Origin of the sequence: Paenibacillus sp. FSL H3-0321 (assembly GCF_038002865.1) — a bacterium.
Taxonomy (GTDB): Bacteria; Bacillota; Bacilli; order Paenibacillales; family Paenibacillaceae; genus Paenibacillus_AQ.
Genome location: NZ_JBBODH010000001.1, coordinates 4,621,578 through 4,641,936 on the forward strand (window position 1 = coordinate 4,621,578; position 20,359 = coordinate 4,641,936).

The following is a 20,359-nucleotide window of genomic DNA, read 5'->3' on the forward strand; positions in this document are numbered from 1 at the left end:
CGTTACGAGTAAACGAACCCGCTGCGGGCTTTTAGGGACCCTACTTTCAATACTAAATCCCTGCTTCCCCAGAGCTCTTCCAGTTTGAAGACATGCACTAAATAAAAGCAACGGTTTTTTTATCTGATGCCTCTATTATAAGGCCGAGTTTACAGGCTTGGGTACTCTAACAAGACAATAGGGCGGATTGCTATTATGATTTGGCACATCTTATAATGGACCGATAGATTGACCATTGGAGGCGTGGCTGTGGAACATAACTTGACGATATTGCTGCAACTGTTCGAAAGGGCGGCACTGTTGCTGATGTGCCTGTTTGTGTTGACCCGGCTGCCGCGGTTTAAAGAGATTTTTGTCAAAGGGGCTTATGCTCCGCAGGATCTTGTGATTGTGACGGTGATCTTCAGCCTGTTCGCGATCTTCGGAACCTACAGCGGCATTAAAGTCGACGGCTCGCTGGTAAATGTGCGGATTATCGCCATCATGGCCGGCGGGATTCTGTTTGGTCCTTGGGTCGGACTGATTACTGGCATTATATCCGGGGTTCACCGCTTTCTGATTGATATTGGCGGCGTGACTTCCGTGCCCTGCCTGATTACAAGTGTTACGGCGGGAATTGTCTCCAGCGTCATTTACCGCCGAACCACGGCTGACCGCCGCTGGATTGCCGGTATCCTGGCCGGGATGGGCTGCGAAGCACTGACCATGCTGCTTATTCTGGTTATGGCAGATCCTTCATCGCTAGGTGTGGATATCGTTTCGAAGATCGCTTTTCCGATGATTGTGGGTCAGATCAGTGTCGGCCTCATTGTTATGCTTGTCCAGAGTGTGGAGGGGGAGAAGGAACGGATCGCTGCGAAGCAGTCTAAGCTGGCGCTGGATATTGCCAATAAGACGCTGCCGTATTTCCGCAACATCAATCCCCAGTCGCTGCGCACCATTTGCGGAATCATCAAGGAGGACATCGGTGCCGATGCGGTAGCGATCACTGATACCCGATTCATCCGGGCCTATGTCGGAGTGGGAGAGGAATACTACACCGAGACGAACGAGATTATCAGTGAAGAGACGAAAAAGACGCTGAGGGACGGCGAAATTACGATCCGTGATGACGATACTGAATATATGAACCGGGCAATCCGGTCGCTGATTATCATTCCCCTGAAAGAGAAAGGCGAAGTGACCGGAGCACTTAAAATTTACTATACCAAAGCCCATAAAATCACTTACTCGCTGCAGGCAATGGCGGTAGGGCTGTCGCAGATGATTTCGACGCTGATGGAGGTATCGCGGGTCGAAGGCATTAAGGAGATGGCTAACAAAGCCGAGCTGAAGGCGCTGCAGACGAGCATTAATCCCCATTTTCTGTTCAATGCGCTGAACGCGATTAGTTCCCTGATCCGGATTAACCCGGATAAGGCACGGGAGCTGATCATCAACCTGTCAGGCTATATGAGATACAATCTGGAGCTGACCGATGAATTTATTGATATCCGGCGCGAGCTGCAGCAGGTCCAGCAATATGTGGAGATTGAAAAAGCCCGCTTCGGCAGCCGCCTGGCCGTTGAGTATGATATCGACGAAGTGGAGGTGCGTATTCCCAGCCTGATTATTCAGCCGCTGGTGGAGAATGCGATTGTTCACGGCATTTTGAAAGTGAAGGGACCGGGCACGGTAACGATTTCGGTGAAAGACCGGGGAGAGACCGTGCGGATCGGCATCGCCGATACCGGAGCAGGCATCGCGCTGGAGACGATGGAGAAGGTCTACAGCGGAAGCATGCCGGATAACAAAATCGGGCTATATAACGTACATCAGCGGGTAAAGCTGATTTATGGCAAGGGTCTGATCATTCACCGGCTGGATAAAGGGACGGAAATTTATTTCGACGTCACAAAGGAGAAGCGATGAAAGCGATAATTGTAGAGGATGAAGTGCTGGCAAGGAGTGAGCTTGCCTTTCTGATCGGAGCACACAGCGATATAGTGATCACCGCCGAGTTTGAGGACGGACTGGATGCGCTGAAATTTCTGCAGGCTGAGGAAGTCGATGTGATTTTTCTGGATATCAATATTCCGTCCATCGACGGCGTGCTGCTGGCCCAGAATATCAGCAGGTTCTCGGTCAAACCCTATATAGTATTTATCACTGCCTACAAGGAGCATGCCGCCGACGCTTTCGAGATTGAAGCATTCGACTATATTCTGAAGCCCTATAGTGAATCGCGGATGAAAGCCATGCTGAACAAGCTGGAAGCGGCATTCGCGGCGCGTAGCCGCCCCAGAGAAGAAGGGCATCTTGCGGTCAGCAACAAGGTCAATCTGTGGAAAAACGAGAAGATCATCGTTGTCGATGCCGACGAGATTTATTATGCTTCAGCGCAGGAGAAGACAACGAGCGTAATGACTAAGGGAGAGGAATACAGCATGGCTCTGAGCATCAGCGAGTTCCACAGCCGGCTGCCGCAGGACAGCTTCTTCCGCTGCCACCGGTCCTATCTTGTGAATCTGTCCAAGATCAAGGAAATTATCCCTTGGTTCAATAATACGTATCTGCTCCGGCTTCGTGATCTGGACTTTGAAGTGCCGGTAAGCCGCAGCAAGGTCAAGGAATTCAGGCAGATCATGCGCCTGTAGCGGCATTTCATTCCCGCATTCGGTCATCTCATTCCCGATTTCTCTCAAGAAAGCGTTGTTTCGCTACAATAAAGGAGCAAAGAAGGCCCTTGCAGCGACAATAGAGAGAAAGAAGGAATGACTCATGACTACGGCTAAATCTGGCAGCAAGCGCTGGATGATCGTGCTGGGTACAGTGATTATGCAAATGGGACTGGGCACAATCTACACGTGGAGCCTGTTTAATGCACAGCTTGTCAGCAAATTCGGCTTTGAGCTCAGCGCTGTTTCGATAACTTTTTCCATTACGAGCTTTGCCCTTGCCTTCGCAACTTTGTTTGCTGGTAAACTGCAGGACCGGTTTGGCCTCCGCAAGCTGACCGCTTCCGCTGGGATTATGCTGGGACTTGGTCTGATGCTTAGCTCGCAGGCCAACTCCCTCCTGATGTTCTACCTGCTGGCCGGCGTAGTCGTGGGTTATGCCGATGGCACGGCTTATATTACTTCGTTATCCAATCTGATTAAGTGGTTCCCTAAGCATAAAGGCTTGATCTCCGGCGTATCGGTCGGCGCCTACGGAACCGGCAGTCTGATCTTCAAATATATCAACGGCAGCCTGATCGAGTCGGCAGGCGTATCGAATACCTTCCTGTATTGGGGCCTGGCCGTCATGATCATGGTTGTCGCCGGCTCGCTACTGGTCAGGGAAGCTCCTGTGGCTGCTCCGGCACTGGCACAAGCAAACAGCAGAGGGACGGATTCCTCTGCCGCAACAATTCCGGCTGTAGTGAAAGACTATACCGTCAAAGAAATGCTGCGCACCAAGGAAGCGTACCTGTTGTTCGTAATTTTCTTCACCGCCTGCATGAGCGGCCTCTACCTGATTGGCATTGTTAAGGATATCGGGGTGCAGCTGGCAGGTCTCGATATCGCTACAGCGGCCAATGCCGTTGCGATGATCGCGATCTTCAATACTGCAGGGCGCCTGATTCTTGGAGCGTTGTCCGACCGTATGAGCCGATTGAAGCTGGTCAGTGCCACACTTCTGGTCACAGCCCTAGCGATGCTAACCTTAAGCTATGCGACCTTGAGTTACGGCCTGTTCTTCGCTTGTGTGGCCACCATTGCTTTCTGCTTCGGGGGCAACATTACGGTGTTCCCGGCGATTGTCAGTGACTTCTTCGGCCTTAAGAACCATAGCAAGAACTATGGCATTGTCTATCAGGGCTTCGGAATCGGGGCGTTGTCCGGCTCGTTCATCGCCGCTTCTCTCGGCGGGTTCAAGCCTACCTTCATCGTCATCGGCGCACTGTGTATTGTAGCCTGTCTTCTGGCGGTTTCCTTAAAGCCTCCGGTGCAGAGACAGGCAAGAGAAAAGGGAATGAGCCTGAAGCCTTCACGGCATACGGCTTAACCATATACAAACATGTTGGCTTAAGAAGTATACAGACAAAGAGAATAGTTATTCGAAAAAGAGATATCCCGGCCTTTCGTGCAAACGGCTGGCGGATATCTCTTTTTTGTATACTCACGGGTTCAGTAAGAGGACTGTGTTGCTGCTGCTCGAAATGTATAGGATGGAAAATAGTTCGGGGGTACAGAAAATAATTCAGGCATAGGCACTTTTTGCAGGGCGCAAGTGTTATAGAGATATACAAGTAAGGAGGTGCTGGCAACGTCACAGGAGCATTTAAGAGATATGAAACAGGTGGAGGCTGTAATCGAACAAGTTCAAAAGGGGGACCGGGAGCAATACGCCTGCATTGTCGAGATTTTTCAGCAGCCGGTATACCGTTATTGCTGTCGTCTGCTCGGGAACACGCAGGATGCGGAGGATGCTGTTCAGGACATTTTGGTAAAAGCCTATCAATCAATCAGAGGGTACAAGCCTGAAGTAAGCTTCTCCGCCTGGCTCTACCGGATTGCCGGCAATCATTGTCTTAATTTGCTGCGCCGACGCCGGCTGCAGGGGCATATTCTGCGGATCTTCCGGCCGGAGACGGTAGCTGCGAGCGCGGAGCAACAGATGGAAGCGCGGCTGTTTAGCCCTGCTCTGGAGTTAGCGCTGCTGCAGCTGTCACTGGAGGAGCGGAATATTCTTGTGCTGCGGGTGTTTGAGGAGCTGACTTTTCAGGAGATGGGCCACATTCTGAACAGCAGTCCTAATGCGCTGCATAAGCGGATGGAACGGATTAAACGGAAAGTCAGGGAATTTATGCAGATAGAGGAGGGGATCTCTTGGAACGAACCGGAATCCATAGTGAGTACCAAGATATAACAGCGGCGGCAGCTCCTGAGCAGCAGCTTCACACCATTGAGGTGACAGACAAGGTGATGGCCCGCATTCGGACACTGGATCAGAAGTCAGATCAGAAGCAAGGTCCGCGTGGGATCCGATTTGCCGGCAAAACAGCGGCTACTTCAGGAATGCTGGTTATGCTGCTGCTGATTACCGTAACGGCTTATGCCGCTACGGAGTACATTCAGATCCGTAATAAGGCAGGCGAGGTTAAGGTGCAGCATCAGGCAACGGATCCGAATTGGGGAAAGGCTGCTCCTGCACCGTACTATCAATATATGCATAAGCTGATGGATTTCGCGGAGCCGGGAGAGCTGATTGCTTATTTCTTCAGAGGAGAAGCCCTTCCAGAAGGAGCAGTATCCGCTCTGCAGTTTAAGTCTAAGGATCTGGAGTTGAATGATTATCCGGCACTCCTTGCAGAGATGAACAAGCTGAACTTGCCGATACTCCCCAAGGAAGCTAAGGGTTATACTTTTACAAAGGGAAAGATCTCTCCACTAGGTCCATCCGATGCAGAGATCAGTAGTAATCCGCTTTACCGTCAGACTCTTAACGAGCTGATTGCCGAGGCGAGGCAGAATACCGACCGGAATCTGTTTATGAAGATCTTGCCGTGGACTAAAGCGGGCTGGTTCGAAGGCGTGTATACGAAGCAGGGAGCAAACATTAGTATTAGTGCAACCCCGCTGTATGGCGGCTATGTTCAATTTATGCAAGATGATGATGCTGCCGCGGAGAAGCTGGAGGTAGCAGGCAGGGAGATTGTCTACAACCGAGTTGTCAAGCCGTATGTAAGCTATCATTACCTAAGTTGGTACAACGAGAAACAGGATGCGTATTACACAGTTAGTACCTACGGCAACCGGACGTTGACTAAGGAGCAGCTGCTGGAGCTGGCAGCAGAGTTAATCCAGGGAGGGTTATAGGCAGGCAGTTCTGACGGGTTAGAGAAATAAGTCGGACTAAGTGATAAATCTGGAAATAATTGCTTCTTCGATTCATCAGTTATAACAATAAAACAGGCATCCGGTTGGGCGTGCTCGCTCTCCGGATGCCTGTTTGTCTATGGGCTGAAGGAGTGAAGGCTGCTACTGGAGGGTTACCCTTCCAGCAGCAACGCTTCCGGATCCTCCAGCAGTTCCTTGACCTTGACGAGGAAGCTTACCGCTTCGGAGCCGTCCACGATGCGGTGATCGTAGGAAAGCGCGATGTACATCATCGGGCGGTTGGCGCTTCTTTCTTCGTCCAGGGCGATCGGACGGAGCTGGATCTTGTGCATGCCGAGGATACCGACCTGCGGTGTATTGAGAATCGGCGTGGACAAGAGTGAGCCGAACACGCCGCCATTGGTAATGGTGAACGTGCCGCCCTGCAGCTCCTGCAGGCTGAGCGTATTGGCGCGTGCTTTGGAGGCGAGCTCGCCGATCCGCCGTTCGATCTCAGGGAAGCTGAGCCGGTCCGCATCGCGGACGACCGGTACAACCAGCCCTTCCTTGGCAGCGACGGCGATGCCGATGTCATAATATTTCTTGAGCAGCAGATCTTCGCCGTCGATCTCGGCATTCAGCAGCGGATAGGCTTTGAGCGCGCCGATCACTGCCTTGGTGAAGAAGGACATGAAGCCCAGTCCGACTTCATGCTTCTCTTTGAAGGCATCCTTGCGGCGCTTGCGGATGTCGAGGATGGCGGTCATGTCCACCTCGTTGAAGGTGGTCAGCATGGCCGCGGTCTGCTGCGCTTCGACCAGGCGGCTGGCAATCGTCAGCCGTCTGCGCGACATGCGCTTGCGCTCCACGGCCTTGCCGTCCTCTTGCTGCGGCGCTTTGCCCGCCGCAGCTTTGGCAGGCTCCGGCTTGCCCTGCGGCGCCGGAGACACGGGCACAGCGGCCCCTGGGCCGGCTGCGCCATGGTCCTTCACATCGGCCTGGCCAATCCGGCCGATAGGGTCGCGGGCACTGACCTCGCCGAGGTCGATGCCCCGCTCCCGCGCCAGCTTGCGCGCCCCCGGCGAAGCCAGGGCCGCATTGCCTGCCGCACCTTCGGGTGCGGCGGCAGGAACGGCAGCGTCCGAAGGCGCTGCCACAGGTGCGGCAGCGGCAGGTGCAACGCTGCCTGGGGCAGGTGCCGCCTCGGGCTTGCCGCCCGCAGCGGCCTGCGGCGCATTTCCGGCAGCAGCGTCTGCGCTGCCGATCACGCCGATAGCCTCACCAACGGCTACATTCTCGCCGGCCTGGCGCAGGATGGAGGAGATGACGCCGTCCTCCTCCGCGCTGATTTCAAGATTGACCTTGTCGGTTTCAAGCTCAGCAAGCACATCCCCCTGGCCGACAGTATCGCCCTCTTTAACCAGCCATTTGTAGATCGTTCCTTCGGAAATGGATTCGCCCAGATCGGGTACTTTAATTTCGGACACAGGCCCTTACCTCCCCAAATATAATAGTTAACGTTATCGTGACACCGTCCCCTTTCAGGAGGACGGTACAGCCGCTTGTACTTGCGAATTTAGTTTCAGGGCTTCCGTAACTATACGCCGCTGTTCAAAGCTATGCACATCGGCGTAACCGCTGGCCGGGCTGGAACGTTCCGGACGGCCGATATACTGCACTTTGACATTCTGCGGGGCGATGGCGCGCAGCCGTGGTTCGGCATAACTCCAGCCGCCCATATTCTTAGGTTCTTCTTGTACCCAGATGATTTCCTGCAGGGAGCGGAAGGTGCTCAGATGAGCGGCCAGTTCCCGTTCCGGGAACGGGTAGAGCTGCTCCAGCCGCAGAATGTGCAGCCAGGACCAATCCTGCCCCTTGGCTGAATCCAGCTCAGCCTGCAGGTCGATAGCGACCTTTCCACTACAGACAACCAGCCGTTTAACCTCGCCGGGCTTGCTGCCCAGAAGCGGCTCCGGCAGGACCGGCAGGAAGCTTCCCGAAGCCAGCTCGGCTCCCGGGGAAGTGCTGCGTGTGTTGCGGATCAGGCTTTTCGGAGCCATGACCACCAGCGGGCGGGCATCCGATCTGCCGCAAAGGGCAGCCTGGCGGCGGAGCAGGTGGAAATACTGCGACGCACAGGTCAGATTGGCTACAGTCCAGTTCTCTTCAGCCGACAGCTGCAAGAACCGTTCCAGCCTTCCGCTGGAATGCTCTGGCCCCTGGCCTTCGTAGCCATGCGGCAGCAGAATCGCCAGGTTGCTGCGTTGGGTCCATTTGGCGCGTCCGGCAGCAATGAACTGGTCGATAATGACCTGTCCGGCGTTGGCGAAATCACCATACTGCGCTTCCCAGATGACAAAGGTTTCCGGGGCAAACACGTTATAGCCGTATTCATACCCGAGCACCGACGCTTCCGACAACGGACTGTTGTACACCCCGAAGGAGGCGCTGGAGTCCTTAAGCTGATGCAGCGGAGAGAAAAGTGCCCCTGTGTCACTGTCATGCAGCACCAGATGGCGGTGCGCGAAGGTGCCGCGCTGGGAGTCCTGGCCGCTGAGACGAATCGGTGTGCCATCCTTCAGAATCGTAGCGAAGGCGAGGGCTTCTGCGAGTGCCCAGTCAACACGTTCTCCATCATTCAAAGCGTCTTTGCGGCGCTGCAGAATCCGCTCCAGCTTCGGATAGACCTGGAAGCCGTCCGGCACCGACAGCAGCTCCCGGTTAATTTCCTGCAGGTTGTCAAGCGGAACCGCTGTAGGACGCTGCGGTGTACGTGCGCTGTCCAGTGCAACTGAGGTTTTGGCCTCTGCGTTCTTATGCTTGCCTTCCTTCATCTTATCAAAGGCTTGCTGCAGTACGCCTTCAGCTTCGGCGTTCATTGCTGTAACGTCTTCAGCCGTGACAACTCTCTCCTCCTGCAGCCGTTCCGCGTACACTTTGTATACAGTAGGATGATTGCGCACTTTACCATAAACAATCGGCTGTGTCGTTTCCGGATCATCCATTTCATTATGTCCGTGGCGGCGATAGCCGATCAAGTCGATCACGAAATCCTTCTTGAACAGATTGCGGTAGGCGCTGGCCAGACGGACGGCGGCAATGCAAGCCTCCGGATCATCGGCATTGACATGCACAATCGGAATTTCATAACCCTTAGCCAGGTCACTGGCATAGTGGGTAGAACGGGAATCTTCACTTTCCGTCGTGAATCCGATCCGGTTATTGACGATAATATGCACCGTACCGCCGTTCTGATAACCTTTAAGCTTGCCGATATTAAGGGTTTCGGCCACGATGCCTTCACCCGGGAAGGCAGCATCGCCATGCATCAGCACAGCCATGGCTTTATTCGTATTTAGCTTAGGCAGACCCGGAGTGCTGCGGTCTTCCTGGGCCGCACGCGTGAAGCCCTCAACCACCGGATTGACGAATTCCAAGTGGCTCGGATTGTTGGCCAGAGTGATCCGTGTACGGACGGTTTCTCCTTCACGAACGGCGCGGTCAGCGCCGAGATGATATTTCACATCGCCGGTCCAGCCGTAGTTGATGCCCATGGAGCCTTCGGAAGGGAACAGCTCCTTGTTCGGCGAATGATGGAATTCCGAGAAAATAATATCATAAGGTTTGCCCAGAATATGAGCCAGGACGTTGAGCCGTCCGCGATGCGCCATACCCATCAGGATATGTTCGGCACCGTCATGAGCGGCAGCACGCACGATTTCATCCAGCATCGGCACCAAGGCGTCATTACCTTCCAGGCTGAAGCGTTTCTGGCCGACAAAGGTTTTATGAAGGAAAGTTTCGAACTGCTCTACCTGAATCAGCCTTTTCAGCAATTCTTTGCGCTCTGCGTTGTTTAGAGGCGCGGGAGAGCTGGTAGATTCCGCCTGGCTGTTCAGCCAGCGCAGCTCCTGCTCGTCACGTACATGCCCGAATTCATAGGCAATGGTCTGCGTGTAGGCCTGGCGCATCCGGTGAACGGCATCCCAAGCAGTATGAACGTCATTCGGGGCATTCTCCCAGATCAGCGAGGCGGGCATAGCCATTAAATCCTCGCGGGTCAGATCATAGGTTTCGTACTCCAAATATTTCGCCATCGGATTGTTTCCCCGGTCCAGCGGGTCGATATTGGCGGCCATATGGCCATGTATGCGGATATTGGCGATCAGCTTGGATGCCCTTACGGCCTTTCTAAGCCACTCAGTATCTCCTGAAACCACAGGCAGCGGTGCCTGTTCGGCATCAGGAGCCAATGGAGGGGGGCCGGAAAGGGTGAAGAGATCGCGGTAATTATGCTCTACTAAAGTTGGATCTTTTACAAATTGCTCATATTTCTCTTGGATGTAACCCAGATTGGGTCCGTAATACTTGCTCCACACAGTTTCGTTATAGGGATCTTTGGCTGCCATGAATACATCCTCCTAACGGATGAACTCCACGCGCGCCAAAATTTCGCCGGCGCCCTTGTGGAGCTTCGATGTTTGCGGTTTCATTCCTCATCTTATTGTGCAACTTTCAAGGCGGGTAATCAATTCATACTTTGGTTGAATCCGTTCGCAAAACGGTATGATTCAGTGCCTAATTCATACAGAACTATTATAAGTTTGGTTTCTTAACTATATGAAAATGATGCGACGGTGTGATTGAAATGAACGAAATAAAAATGTTGTTTTCAGTTTTCATATATACATACATACATAGATAAAGAGGCTTGTTCTACAATTTTTTTGGGTTATCGAGTAATTCATACAAGCTGTTGGCAAAATAATCAATTATTTTCCGTTTCTATTTATACAATATTCCCATAAATCGACACACTTTTCGTGTAAGATATTGTATAATGTTATTGCGGATAACGGTTTCATGAATTTCTAGCCAGATCCTTTCATGTAAAGGATCCAGTAAAGGGTAAACCTGCCGAAAGACAGGGGCACAAAGTCTCGGGTCTAATGTAGAAATACTACGACGGCCGGACTGCCTGGGGACGCGTAATCTTAGGAGGAGATTTCTTGGATAAGTCCAACCAGGGGAACAACGGAGAACTGCAGACAGTTGATCTGGATTTAGAATGGGTATATTTGCTGATGTCGGCTAAGCAGGCGGGCATCAAAGCGGATGAAATCCGCCAATTTTTTAATGAGAAGACTTTACAGGCGATGTAGCGGTTGGTTGTTAAAAGTTTTGTACATACAGAAAGGGCATAGCGGATCTCTCCGCTATGCCCTTTCTGTATGACCGGCAGTAGAAGGAACCTGCATGAATCAGGAATCCTTCTGCTCCAGCCGCCATTTTTGATAGTCCAAGAACTCTTTGAATTCCCGCTTGCTTATACCCGAAGCCATAGCTTCCAGTACGAGCCGGGACCATTCTCCATCCAGAGGTGACTCCTGCACATCGGAAGGCTCGCCGTAAAGCAGCGCATGAATGGACACCTGAAGTGCGTCAGCGATTTTTTCAATAAATTGAATAGAGGGGTTAGATTGTATATTTCTTTCCACATTGCTTAAGTATGATTTCGCCACATCAGCCTTATCCGCAAGCTCCGAAAGAGACAAGCCTTTTTCCAGACGGAGATGGTGGATGCGACTTCCCATATTATCTGGCACGATAAAAACGCCCCTCCGTACTTTTTGTTACAGTATAACAAATAACCGGAAGACGGACAAAGCACTATAGAATCAGTTCCGGTATGAATGATCCCCCTTTTATGTCGTTTCCACTCCACATCCCCATTATTTTTATTCCCTCTGCGGTATCATTTAGATTTTTCATGCGAAAACGTTCGTTAAAAAGTACGATAAGCTGAGGAAAATGAAGCTAAAAGCAGAAAATTAACTATAAATCGTTCTTTATTAAGAATATTGCAACAAAATGAGATTTTTGATTTGTAGGAGTAATGGCATATACTTACGTCATAGTTCTTAATAACGAACGAATAACGTTCGTCATAAAGGCTGGGTGTTAATAGATTACTTTGTTTGCAGGAAATTGCAAGCAGCTAAAGGAGAGGCTCCTGTGAGGCTTTCACGTTCTTCCCGGAATAGAAATATCCGTCGGTATACGCTTCCCCAAATTGCAGGGATCGTAGTGATTTCGGCTTATGGCATCAGCCAAATTACAACGCCCACGTATGCATTGCTGACTAACGTCGCAGCAACCGAATCCTCCAATATCACCACAGCATTTGTGTTTCCAAGCACGGTCGATCATATTGCCAACCAAGCCAGCGAAGCGATGAAGCTTGCTGCCTGGCAGCGTGAAGCGGCGAGAGAGGTGCTGGCGGAGATAACGGATAAGAATACGGGCTCGGAGACCGCAGAGGGACGTATTGGAGGTATTCAAGAGGCTGCTGCACAAACGCGTGAGGCTGCGGCCGGCGCGGCTGCTTTTTTAGCTGAGCTTCAAGGCTATCTAACACGCTCGCAATTAGAGCTGGAGCAGCAAGTCAATGAAGTGAACCAGAGACTTTTTCCATATGAGGTCGATTTTAATCAATTAACAGCCGCACAAAATAACGATATCCCGGTATTCGAACAATTGCTCAGCCAAGCCAATCTAACGCTGGGCGAATTTCAGGAGATGGTTAGAAAGCTAAGCTCCATCAGAAGAGTGGACGCTTATGTGCAGGCAGCCTATCATCAGGCATCGAACGCGGCCGAACAGGCTAGGAGTTATGCGGACGAAACCTCGTTGATGCATACAGAGGCCGCTGACGTAATCCAAGGACTGAAAGAGGCTGAGAAGAAGGCGAAGCTCGAAGCGGAAGAAAAAGCGAAGCTCGAAGCCGAGGAGAAAGCGAAACTCGAGGCTGAGAAGAAGACGAAGCTCGAAGCCGAAGAGAAAGCGAAACTCGAAGCCGAAGAGAAGGCGAAACTCGAAGCCGAGGAGAAGGCGAAGCTAGAGGCTGAGGAGAAGGCGAAGCTCGAAGCTGAGGAGCAAGCAAAGCCTGAAGCCCCTGCCCCTGACGCGAATCCTGACAGCATAACGGTAAAAATAGGCGAAAAGCAAGGCGTAATCTAAACAAGGCGGTGCTCTCCAGTGATACTTAAATGGACTCGTAACCTATTGATGTATGCGTTAATTCTCATTTTTCTACTAACGCTGGTATCTGCAATCACTAGCCGGATGAATGGCGGAACGCCCAAGATTCTAGGCAAGGAAATTCTAACGGTGCTCTCCGGCTCCATGGAGCCCGGAATCCAGACGGGGGCTGTCATTGCCGTCAAACCGGTGAGTGAACAGAGTCAGGGATCTTTTAAACCTGGAGATGTAATCACTTACAAAGCTCTGGATGGATCAAACAGCCTGATTACCCACCGCATTGTCAGCGTGCTTGGCTCGGGAGAAAACACCTGGTATATCACCAAAGGCGACAATAACGATGCGCAGGATGCAGATCCTATTCCTTCAAGTAATGTTGTTGCACAGTACGCGGACTTTACTGTTCCGTTTCTGGGGTATTTCATGAACTGGGTAAAATCGACCGCCGGGATTATTGTCGTAATGGTTATTCCGGGAATTTTCCTCGTCATCTCTTCCCTTATTACAATCTTCAAATCGATCATGCGCATGGAGGATCCTGTAGAGGTGCAGCTTGCGCCCGGAGAATCCCCGCCTGTTACGAACGGTTGATGCTTCTCCTAACGTGGTTAGGGAAGATTCAATAAATAATTCATAACATACTCCATTCATGGAGATCCAGGAGGAGACAAATAACAATGGCAAATCTAAAAAAAACGATGGCAATGGCAATGGCGACTACAGCACTGGGGGCAACATTAATTGCCGGGGGATCCTTCGCTATCTTTACGAGTTCCGCACAGAATACAGGCAATACGTTTGCTGCTGGCACGCTCAAGATTGAACTGGATAAGAAGGATGAAGCTCAGCAGAAATATTTCAACATCACAAATTGGGCTCCGGGAGATTCTGAAATCCAGCCTGTAGTAGTTAGTAACAAAGGAACGCTTGAGCTGCGTTATGATCTCTCGCTGGCTGCAGGCGGCGACCTCGGCGGCGGAGCAACCCCGCTGGTCATTACCGCGTACTCTGATGCGGCTGGAACGGTACCGCTTACCGTCGCCGACCGTGTGCTTGCTGTGGGCGGATCGGAGACGATTTATGTCAAAGCAGAGTTCCCGAAAGCAGCTGACAACAGCTACCAAGGCAAGTCGGGTACAGCCTCCATTAAAGTAGATGCAGAGCAGACTAAAAATAACTAAGCACCATAACGAACGGATCTATAACTAAAAATCAAATAAAAAGGGGGCTGCCCCCCTTTTTTAATAAGGAGAGCTTACTTCAATGATGAAAAAGAAAAAAATGCTGATTGCCGCATTTTCCTCCGTGGTGCTGCTCTGCGCCGCCATTGGTGGAGGCACGTATGCCTTGTTCACCAGCTCCGCCCAAAACACCGGCAACACCTTTGCTTCCGGTACGTTGTCCTTAAGTACTCACCGCAATGACGTGCCGGTTGAAGGCCCGATGTTCTATACGGGCGACTCCGATGCCGGACGTATGGGAACAGGATTGTGGGCACCGAAAGATACCCACACCCGCGCCATGCTGATCAAAAATACCGGAACGCTGGATGCCAAACTGACCGATCTGATTGCCATCCCGGAAGGAACACCTGCACAGCAGGCCGATGCGCTCGCATTCGGTGAGCAAGCGGTAGTCACTGTAGCCGCTTTGGCTGCACCAGGCGGCGTCACTCTTAATGCCGATGCACTCAATGAGGTGAACGAAGCTGCGGACCGGCTGTTCAAATCGTTGATTAACGGTCCTTCCTTCCTGAAGGCACTGGCACGCAACGGACAGGAAGCCTTCGCGATTGCCAGAGAAGCCGTGCTCGACTGGACATACCGCGTTGACAATAACGGCCAGACTGTACTGGTCAGCGTTTCCGATGCTTATGTAGGTTCACTTAAGGATTTGTACAACAGCGGGGCAGGCCGGGATGCCAACCTCCCGAACCTGATTCTTCCTGCCAAGAAGACGATGCATCTGGCCTATAACGTGACTTTTGTTGACGATACGGGCCTCGGCTTTGATAATGACAGTCTGCAAGGCAAATCGGTTAACTTCACCTTCAAAAACAACTTTGAGCAGGTGAAGAATAATTAGAATCAGGAATAGAACATAAAAGGAGCGTCATCTCCGGCTTCATGAACCGGAGATGACGCTCCTTTTGGTCTGCGAATGAGGATATGGGGCTTATGGCAGCTTCTCGCCGCGCGAGCTGACATACAGGTCGTACCATTCCTTGCGCGTAAGCTCCAGCTTGTCCGCACCCGCGCAGGCGGCGATCCGCTGCGGATTCACCGTCCCGATTACCGGCTGGATGGCCGCAGGATGAGTCATCAGCCAAGACAGGACAATCACCTCAGGGGTAGTGTTCTTCTGTTCGGCGAGCGTTTGGACCATAGCCGCCGTGTTCACGACACTATCAGGCTGGCCTGTAAGTGAACGCCCGCTGAATAAGCCTTGGGCCAGCGGACCCCAGGCCTGCAGCTGGATGTTCTGTGTCCGGCAGTATTCGAGGGTACCTTCGGGAAAGGTGATGTCTTTCCAGGGTTCGCGGTTTACGCTGACCATGGCATCCAGCCAGCTTATTTTGGCCAGACTCATGTGCAGCTGGTTCACGACGAATGGTTCGTCACAATAATGCTCCAGCAGCCGGATCTGGGCGGCACTCATGTTGGATACGCCGAAGTGACGCACCTTTCCCGCCGCTTTGAGTTTATGCAGCGCTTCAGCTACTTCTTCGGGGTCCATAAGCGGATCGGGACGGTGCAGCAGCAGAATATCAATATATTCCGTGCCCAGCCGGGAGAGGGTTCCTTCGACACTCTTCAGAATATGCTCCCCGGAGAGGTCGAAGCTGTTAGAGGTATCGCCTGGCTCAATCAGCTTGATGCCGCATTTGGACTGGATAATAATCTCTTCCCGCAGTCCGGGGCGGTCTTTGAAGAGCTGTCCGAATACCTTCTCCGCTTTTCCGCGGGTGTAGATATCTGCATGATCGAAAAAGTTGATTCCAATGGACAGTGCAGCCTCAACAGCCTCATGTCCCTGTCTGACATTCTCGGCAGTGATCGGCTCATGGTCCCAGCCTCCGCCCAGTCCCATGCAGCCCAGAGCAATGCGGCTGGCTGGAATCCCACGTGTATGCAGTGGCAGCGTTTTCAGCAATAATATCCCTCCGTGAAATAGGATTAAAGTTATATCGAATATTGTACACCTTTAGAAACCGGTATGGTATTTTTTGTCGCTGGAGCAGCCCTATATATCCGCCTGGTGTTCAGTTGCAGTTGCTCGTTAATAAACGGTTTTGACCGGTGTTAAACAGCAAAGAGGCCCCTGAGGGCCTCCATTGTATAACGTTTATTGCAAATCGAGCGGTGTTCCGATGTCGCTGAGCTTGCGGGCGGCTACGTCGTCATAGAGCCGCTTAAGCCACTTCAGCTCAGTGAGGCTATGCTCGTATCTGCCGTACATCAAGTGCAGCGCGGACCGGGGGACGCTGGAGATATGCTCCTCGTACACCTGATAAGCATAATTGACCTGATGCTCAACTTCGCGTATCCGCTCCTGCAGCAGCTTCTCCACCTTGCCCTGATCGATGTGCCGCGAGAGCGCAAGAGCCATGTACAGCGGGTGAAAGACCTCATCGGTCTTCTTGATCTGCTGAATGACAAGCTGTTCGAACAGGGCTTTGCCCTTATCGGAAATCCGGTAGATGGTCTTATCCGGGCGGTCGTTGCTGGAGATGGTCTCTACAGCTTCGATATGTCCCTCCTGTGCCAGTTTATCAACGGCGTAGTAGAGCGACCCCATCTGCAGCTTTATCATCCGGTCATACATGCGCTCTTTCATTACGAGTGTAATCTCATAGGGATGCCTGTCCTTCTCCAGCAGCAGCCCGAGAATGACCATCTTCATGGACATTTCCGCTTACCCTCTTCCGCCCGAAGGCTGAGTTTCCTTACTGTGATCGGTGAGCCGGTCTTTGGGCATCAGCAGTACAAAGGCCAGACCCAGCACCGCCGGAATCAGCGCCCACATAAAGGTATGGGCAATTGAGCTGGACAAAGCGCCCGTAATCTTCTCCAGTACCGGAGCCGGAATTTGTGCTCTGGCTTCCGGTGTCAGGGCGGCGCGTGGATCGCCGAACGAGGAAGCTTCGGCACCACCGCCAAAGGCATCAGTAAGGCTGCTTGTGAATCCGTTGCGCTGGATAATTCCGAAGATGGTAATGCCCAGCGTCATGCCCAGAGAACGCATGAAGGTACTGGTAGAAGTAGCGGAACCGCGCTGGCGCATCTCGAAATGATGAATCGAGGACATGCTGAGCACAGAGAAGGAGAAGCCTACACCGAAGCCGGTCAGGGCCATAAATACATTAAGCAGCAGGCGGGAAGTATCCGGCGACAAGGTGCTTAGGGAGAAGACGCCTGCCACAAAGAAAACGGCTGACAGCATCATAATATTGCGGAAGCTGGTTTTGGTGGTGAGCAGCCCCCCGGTCTGGCTGCCGATTACCGTGCCGATCATCATCGGCATTAGAATCAGTCCCGAGTTGGTGGCGGAACCACCATATACACCCTGTACATAAATCGGGATATACACGGTAGCTACGATAAAGGCCGAGCCGTAGAATAAACCGATGATGCTGCTCGTTGCAAACAGCTTCTTGCGGAACATGGCGAAGGATATAATCGGTTCGGCTGCTGTCCGTTCTATAAAGAGGAACGCAATCAGCAGTACTGCGAAGCCGGCGAATAAGCCAAGGATGACCGGGGAGTCCCAGGCATATTGATTGCCGCCCAGCTCAAGGGCGAACATCAGGCAGATGACGGAGCCTACAAGGGTAAAAGCTCCACCCCAGTCGATCCGCTGCTTGGCATGGGAGACGGATTCCTTATAGAACATAGAGATCAGAATAAAAGCGACAATGCCGATCGGCAGGTTGATATAGAAGATCCACTGCCAGCCTACATACTCAGTAATGTAGGCCCCGAGCAAAGGGCCGATTACGCTGGAGATGCCGAAGACGGCGCCGAAAAGTCCGGTCAGCTTGCCTCTTTTTTGCGGCGGATAAATATCAAATACGATAGTAAAGGCGATTGGCATAAGTGCGCCGCCGCCCACGCCTTGAATAGCGCGGTAGATGCTAAGCTGCGTGATGCTGGTTGCGATCCCGCAGAGTGCCGAACCGGCCAGAAACACGACGAGGCCAAAAATGAAGAAACGCTTGCGCCCGTACATATCGGACAGCTTGCCGAAGATCGGCGTTCCGGCCATGACCATGACCATATAAGCCGAGGTGACCCAGACGATTTTATCGAGTCCGCCAAGATCGGAAACAATAGTACCCATAGCTGAGGCAACAATGGTATTGTCCATAGCGGACATTAGAATACCAAGCAGCAGACCGACAACTACGAGTTTGAGATTGCTTTCTTTAGTGTGCATGCTTCGCAGGCTCCTTTTTGTAAAGTTAATGATTTCCTTGAGAAAAAAACGGCAAGTGGAAACAGAACTCATTATATTCAAATTTGAATAGGTGGGCAAGAATTATTTTTTTATTGTGGTCAGGATTGGGGGCTTCTAGACGAGGGAACAAAAAAAAGAGCTTCGGCCGGGGAACTCTGCAACTATATAGCTGCATCTCCGGCGCGAAGCTCTCTGGATTCAATATAGGTAATGAAAAATTCAGTCAGTTCAGGGTCGAATTGGCTTCCCGCACAAGCTCTCAGCTCAATGATTGCCTCTTCCACGGACTTGGTTGGCTGGTAGGGCCTTTCCGTAGTCATGGCGTCAAAGGAATCGATAATGGTCAGCATCCGGCACAAGCGGGGGATTTCTTCGCCCTTAAACCCGTAGGGATACCCCTTGCCGTCATACCGTTCATGATGCAGCTCAATGTAAGGGGCGAGATCCTTGAATTTGTCATTGGTGAGCGCCATTTTTTTGCCCCAGGTGACATGCCATTTGACCATTTCCCACTCCTCAGGCTCCAGCTTGTCTTTCTTGTTGAGGATACCCCACGGAATTTCCAGCTTGCCGATATCATGGATCAGCGCACCGAGTGTGAAGTGTCTTTTGGAAAGGGCGTCGATGTCGAGCAGCTCACTGATATCCATCGCATAGCGGAATACGCGTTTGGAGTGGCGGAAGGTCTCCATATCCTTATACATAAACAGGTTCAGCTGCTGCTCGATGTCGCGTACATCCTGGCTGAAGTCAAGCTCCTGCTCCAGCGAGGAGTAAGCTCCATACGTGTGTACTGTATTCTTGCCCTGGCGCTTGGAATAGTAGAGAGCCTGGTCGGCCTGGTCGACGAGCTGTGATTTATCGTGGATATCGCTGGTGCAGGAGGCAATGCCGGCGGAAAAAGCGAGGCAGCCAAGCGGGAAAATTTCAACGCCGTCAAACCGGCTGTTGTTCAGCTTTTTGCGCAGCTGGTCGATGTAGACACGGGCTTGCAGAATATCGTAGGCCGGCATGAGCAGTGTAAATTCCTCTCCGCCATAGCGGGAGGCAATAATCCCATGCTGCTGGGCTTCGCTCTTAAGCGTCTCACCGACAAATGCGATCAGCTTGTCCCCCTGCAGATGGCCGAAATGGTCATTATATTTCTTGAAGTCGTCAAGGTCGATCATGGCGAGCGAAAGCGGCACGCCCGATGCCCTTGATTTCTGGATTTCCTGTTCCAAAGCTTCCTCAAAGTAGCTGTGATTGAATAGCCCGGTCCGCTGATCGGTATTGGCCCGTTCCTCAATGCTGCGGTACATGGAGAACAATCTCTTGAAGGAGTAGCAGAGCAGCGTGCTCAGGCACAAGAATAGGACAAGCCCGAAAAAGCTGTTATGAACGATCAGTACAACGAGAACCAGAGAAAGAACCAATGTGCACAGATAAACGACGAAAGAATCTTTTATAATATCCTTAATTGTCTCATAAAGGGTGCCTTTATATATAATGTAGTAATATAGTCCGATCAAGAGGGTGTTACCTATAAAATAGACCGCAAGTGTCATCAGATAAGCCGGCAGTTCGTCATTGATCAGCGGTCCAGGATGTCCCCCAAACAAATCAAAGGTGTAGGAAGAAAGACAGATCATAATGGAGTAAATCGAGAAATTCGTCAGGTGTTTCCACCAGCTGGTGCTTGTGTCAAAAAAGAAAAAGATCAGGCAGTTGAGAAGAAGAACAGTCAAAGTGGTAGAGCCGCCAAAGACAAAAATGCAGGCTAAATACACCGCTGATTCCATGGTCAGTTCGTTGCCCTCCGGAGGAAGCTGCACCAGGGAAAAGGTGAGTATTAAACTGGCTCCGGTAAGCGCATAAATCCATACCCACCTTGGGGTTGGATATTGCAGAAATTCCAAATGATTGCTATACGTGAAAAGCGCTACTCCCAGAAGAGATATGAGCAGTGCATAGATATGGCCTGAATTAATATTGCCTGCAAACGTTTTAAGCTTGGTCATAATTACCCCTCTTTATTA

Annotated in this window: 17 protein-coding genes and 1 riboswitch; of the genes, 10 read left to right on the forward strand and 7 right to left on the reverse strand. The window is 51.7% G+C overall.

Annotation, left to right across the window (positions count from 1 at the left end; all coding sequences use genetic code 11):
• Window positions 1-249: 249 nt before the first annotated feature.
• The 5 genes from MHI45_RS20590 to MHI45_RS20610 all read left to right on the forward strand — a co-directional run bounded on the left by MHI45_RS20590 (window position 250) and on the right by MHI45_RS20610 (window position 5,843).
• Complete coding sequence (locus MHI45_RS20590; RefSeq protein ID WP_306080830.1) at window positions 250-1,911, forward strand: sensor histidine kinase; 1,662 nt, start codon at window positions 250-252, stop codon at window positions 1,909-1,911.
• The gene (locus tag MHI45_RS20595; protein WP_038585089.1) at window positions 1,908-2,636 is read left to right on the forward strand and encodes a LytR/AlgR family response regulator transcription factor; all 729 of its coding nucleotides are present in this window, start codon (window positions 1,908-1,910) and stop codon (window positions 2,634-2,636) included. Before MHI45_RS20590 ends, MHI45_RS20595 begins: the two co-directional genes overlap by 4 nt.
• Window positions 2,637-2,760: 124 nt before the next feature.
• Window positions 2,761-4,029: an L-lactate MFS transporter gene (locus tag MHI45_RS20600; protein ID WP_341119348.1), complete on the forward strand. Its 1,269-nt coding sequence runs from the start codon at window positions 2,761-2,763 to the stop codon at window positions 4,027-4,029.
• A gap of 285 nt (window positions 4,030-4,314) precedes the next feature.
• Entirely contained in the window at window positions 4,315-4,893 is a 579-nt protein-coding gene (locus MHI45_RS20605) for an RNA polymerase sigma factor (protein WP_341119349.1), read from the forward strand.
• Window positions 4,854-5,843, forward strand: a complete 990-nt coding sequence (locus MHI45_RS20610; RefSeq protein ID WP_076111620.1) for a hypothetical protein — start codon at window positions 4,854-4,856, stop codon at window positions 5,841-5,843. Before MHI45_RS20605 ends, MHI45_RS20610 begins: the two co-directional genes overlap by 40 nt.
• Window positions 5,844-6,016: 173 nt before the next feature.
• On the opposite strand, the gene odhB is transcribed toward MHI45_RS20610, so the two are convergent.
• Together odhB and MHI45_RS20620 are read right to left on the reverse strand one after the other, a co-directional pair.
• Window positions 6,017-7,330: a 2-oxoglutarate dehydrogenase complex dihydrolipoyllysine-residue succinyltransferase gene (gene odhB / locus MHI45_RS20615; protein ID WP_340895258.1), complete on the reverse strand. Its 1,314-nt coding sequence runs from the start codon at window positions 7,328-7,330 to the stop codon at window positions 6,017-6,019.
• Between the two features lie 54 nt (window positions 7,331-7,384).
• Complete coding sequence (locus tag MHI45_RS20620; RefSeq protein WP_341119350.1) at window positions 7,385-10,252, reverse strand: 2-oxoglutarate dehydrogenase E1 component; 2,868 nt, start codon at window positions 10,250-10,252, stop codon at window positions 7,385-7,387.
• A gap of 488 nt (window positions 10,253-10,740) precedes the next feature.
• Window positions 10,741-10,825: riboswitch (cyclic di-GMP riboswitch) on the forward strand.
• A gap of 27 nt (window positions 10,826-10,852) precedes the next feature.
• Here MHI45_RS20620 and MHI45_RS20625 point away from each other — a divergent pair.
• Window positions 10,853-11,005, forward strand: coding sequence for an anti-repressor SinI family protein (locus MHI45_RS20625; RefSeq protein WP_081965649.1), 153 nt, complete (start codon window positions 10,853-10,855; stop codon window positions 11,003-11,005).
• 99 nt (window positions 11,006-11,104) lie between these two features.
• On the opposite strand, the gene MHI45_RS20630 is transcribed toward MHI45_RS20625, so the two are convergent.
• Window positions 11,105-11,437 carry a helix-turn-helix domain-containing protein gene (locus MHI45_RS20630; protein WP_038585105.1) on the reverse strand — a complete coding sequence of 111 codons (333 nt, stop codon included), beginning with the start codon at window positions 11,435-11,437 and terminating at the stop codon, window positions 11,105-11,107.
• A gap of 421 nt (window positions 11,438-11,858) precedes the next feature.
• Between MHI45_RS20630 and MHI45_RS20635 the strand changes: the two genes are divergently transcribed.
• The 4 genes from MHI45_RS20635 (at window position 11,859) to MHI45_RS20650 (ending at window position 14,969) form a co-directional block, all read left to right on the forward strand.
• A complete protein-coding gene (locus MHI45_RS20635; RefSeq protein ID WP_341119351.1) occupies window positions 11,859-12,863 on the forward strand; it encodes a hypothetical protein in 1,005 nt (334 codons plus the stop codon).
• Between the two features lie 18 nt (window positions 12,864-12,881).
• Window positions 12,882-13,475: a signal peptidase I SipW gene (gene sipW / locus MHI45_RS20640; protein ID WP_144024355.1), complete on the forward strand. Its 594-nt coding sequence runs from the start codon at window positions 12,882-12,884 to the stop codon at window positions 13,473-13,475.
• An 86-nt stretch (window positions 13,476-13,561) separates the two neighbouring features.
• Window positions 13,562-14,065 (forward strand): TasA family protein, encoded by a 504-nt coding sequence (locus MHI45_RS20645; protein ID WP_076111630.1) that lies wholly within the window; start codon window positions 13,562-13,564, stop codon window positions 14,063-14,065.
• 82 nt (window positions 14,066-14,147) lie between these two features.
• Complete coding sequence (locus MHI45_RS20650) at window positions 14,148-14,969, forward strand: TasA family protein (RefSeq protein ID WP_076111632.1); 822 nt, start codon at window positions 14,148-14,150, stop codon at window positions 14,967-14,969.
• A gap of 90 nt (window positions 14,970-15,059) precedes the next feature.
• Here the strand turns inward: MHI45_RS20650 and MHI45_RS20655 are convergent, their stop codons facing one another.
• The 4 genes from MHI45_RS20655 to MHI45_RS20670 form a co-directional block, all read right to left on the reverse strand.
• On the reverse strand, window positions 15,060-16,037 hold the full coding sequence (locus MHI45_RS20655; RefSeq protein WP_076111634.1) for an aldo/keto reductase: 978 nt from the start codon (window positions 16,035-16,037) through the stop codon (window positions 15,060-15,062).
• Window positions 16,038-16,229: 192 nt separating this feature from the next.
• On the reverse strand, window positions 16,230-16,793 hold the full coding sequence (locus MHI45_RS20660) for a PadR family transcriptional regulator (protein ID WP_076111636.1): 564 nt from the start codon (window positions 16,791-16,793) through the stop codon (window positions 16,230-16,232).
• A gap of 6 nt (window positions 16,794-16,799) precedes the next feature.
• Entirely contained in the window at window positions 16,800-18,320 is a 1,521-nt protein-coding gene (locus tag MHI45_RS20665) for an MDR family MFS transporter (RefSeq protein ID WP_076111638.1), read from the reverse strand.
• 182 nt (window positions 18,321-18,502) lie between these two features.
• Window positions 18,503-20,341: a bifunctional diguanylate cyclase/phosphohydrolase gene (locus tag MHI45_RS20670; protein WP_341119352.1), complete on the reverse strand. Its 1,839-nt coding sequence runs from the start codon at window positions 20,339-20,341 to the stop codon at window positions 18,503-18,505.
• Between the last annotated feature and the right edge of the window lie 18 nt (window positions 20,342-20,359).

Excerpts from the sequence above, each read along its gene's own strand:
- MHI45_RS20650 (WP_076111632.1), top strand. The coding sequence starts at position 14,148 with ATGATGAAAAAGAAAAAAATGCTGATTGCCGCATTTTCCTCCGTGGTG.
- MHI45_RS20595 (WP_038585089.1), top strand. The coding sequence starts at position 1,908 with ATGAAAGCGATAATTGTAGAGGATGAAGTGCTGGCAAGGAGTGAGCTT.
- MHI45_RS20620 (WP_341119350.1), bottom strand. The coding sequence starts at position 10,252 with ATGGCAGCCAAAGATCCCTATAACGAAACTGTGTGGAGCAAGTATTAC.
- MHI45_RS20630 (WP_038585105.1), bottom strand. The coding sequence starts at position 11,437 with ATGGGAAGTCGCATCCACCATCTCCGTCTGGAAAAAGGCTTGTCTCTT.
- MHI45_RS20600 (WP_341119348.1), top strand. The coding sequence starts at position 2,761 with ATGACTACGGCTAAATCTGGCAGCAAGCGCTGGATGATCGTGCTGGGT.
- MHI45_RS20645 (WP_076111630.1), top strand. The coding sequence starts at position 13,562 with ATGGCAAATCTAAAAAAAACGATGGCAATGGCAATGGCGACTACAGCA.
- MHI45_RS20660 (WP_076111636.1), bottom strand. The coding sequence starts at position 16,793 with ATGTCCATGAAGATGGTCATTCTCGGGCTGCTGCTGGAGAAGGACAGG.
- MHI45_RS20665 (WP_076111638.1), bottom strand. The coding sequence starts at position 18,320 with ATGCACACTAAAGAAAGCAATCTCAAACTCGTAGTTGTCGGTCTGCTG.
- MHI45_RS20605 (WP_341119349.1), top strand. The coding sequence starts at position 4,315 with ATGAAACAGGTGGAGGCTGTAATCGAACAAGTTCAAAAGGGGGACCGG.
- MHI45_RS20670 (WP_341119352.1), bottom strand. The coding sequence starts at position 20,341 with ATGACCAAGCTTAAAACGTTTGCAGGCAATATTAATTCAGGCCATATC.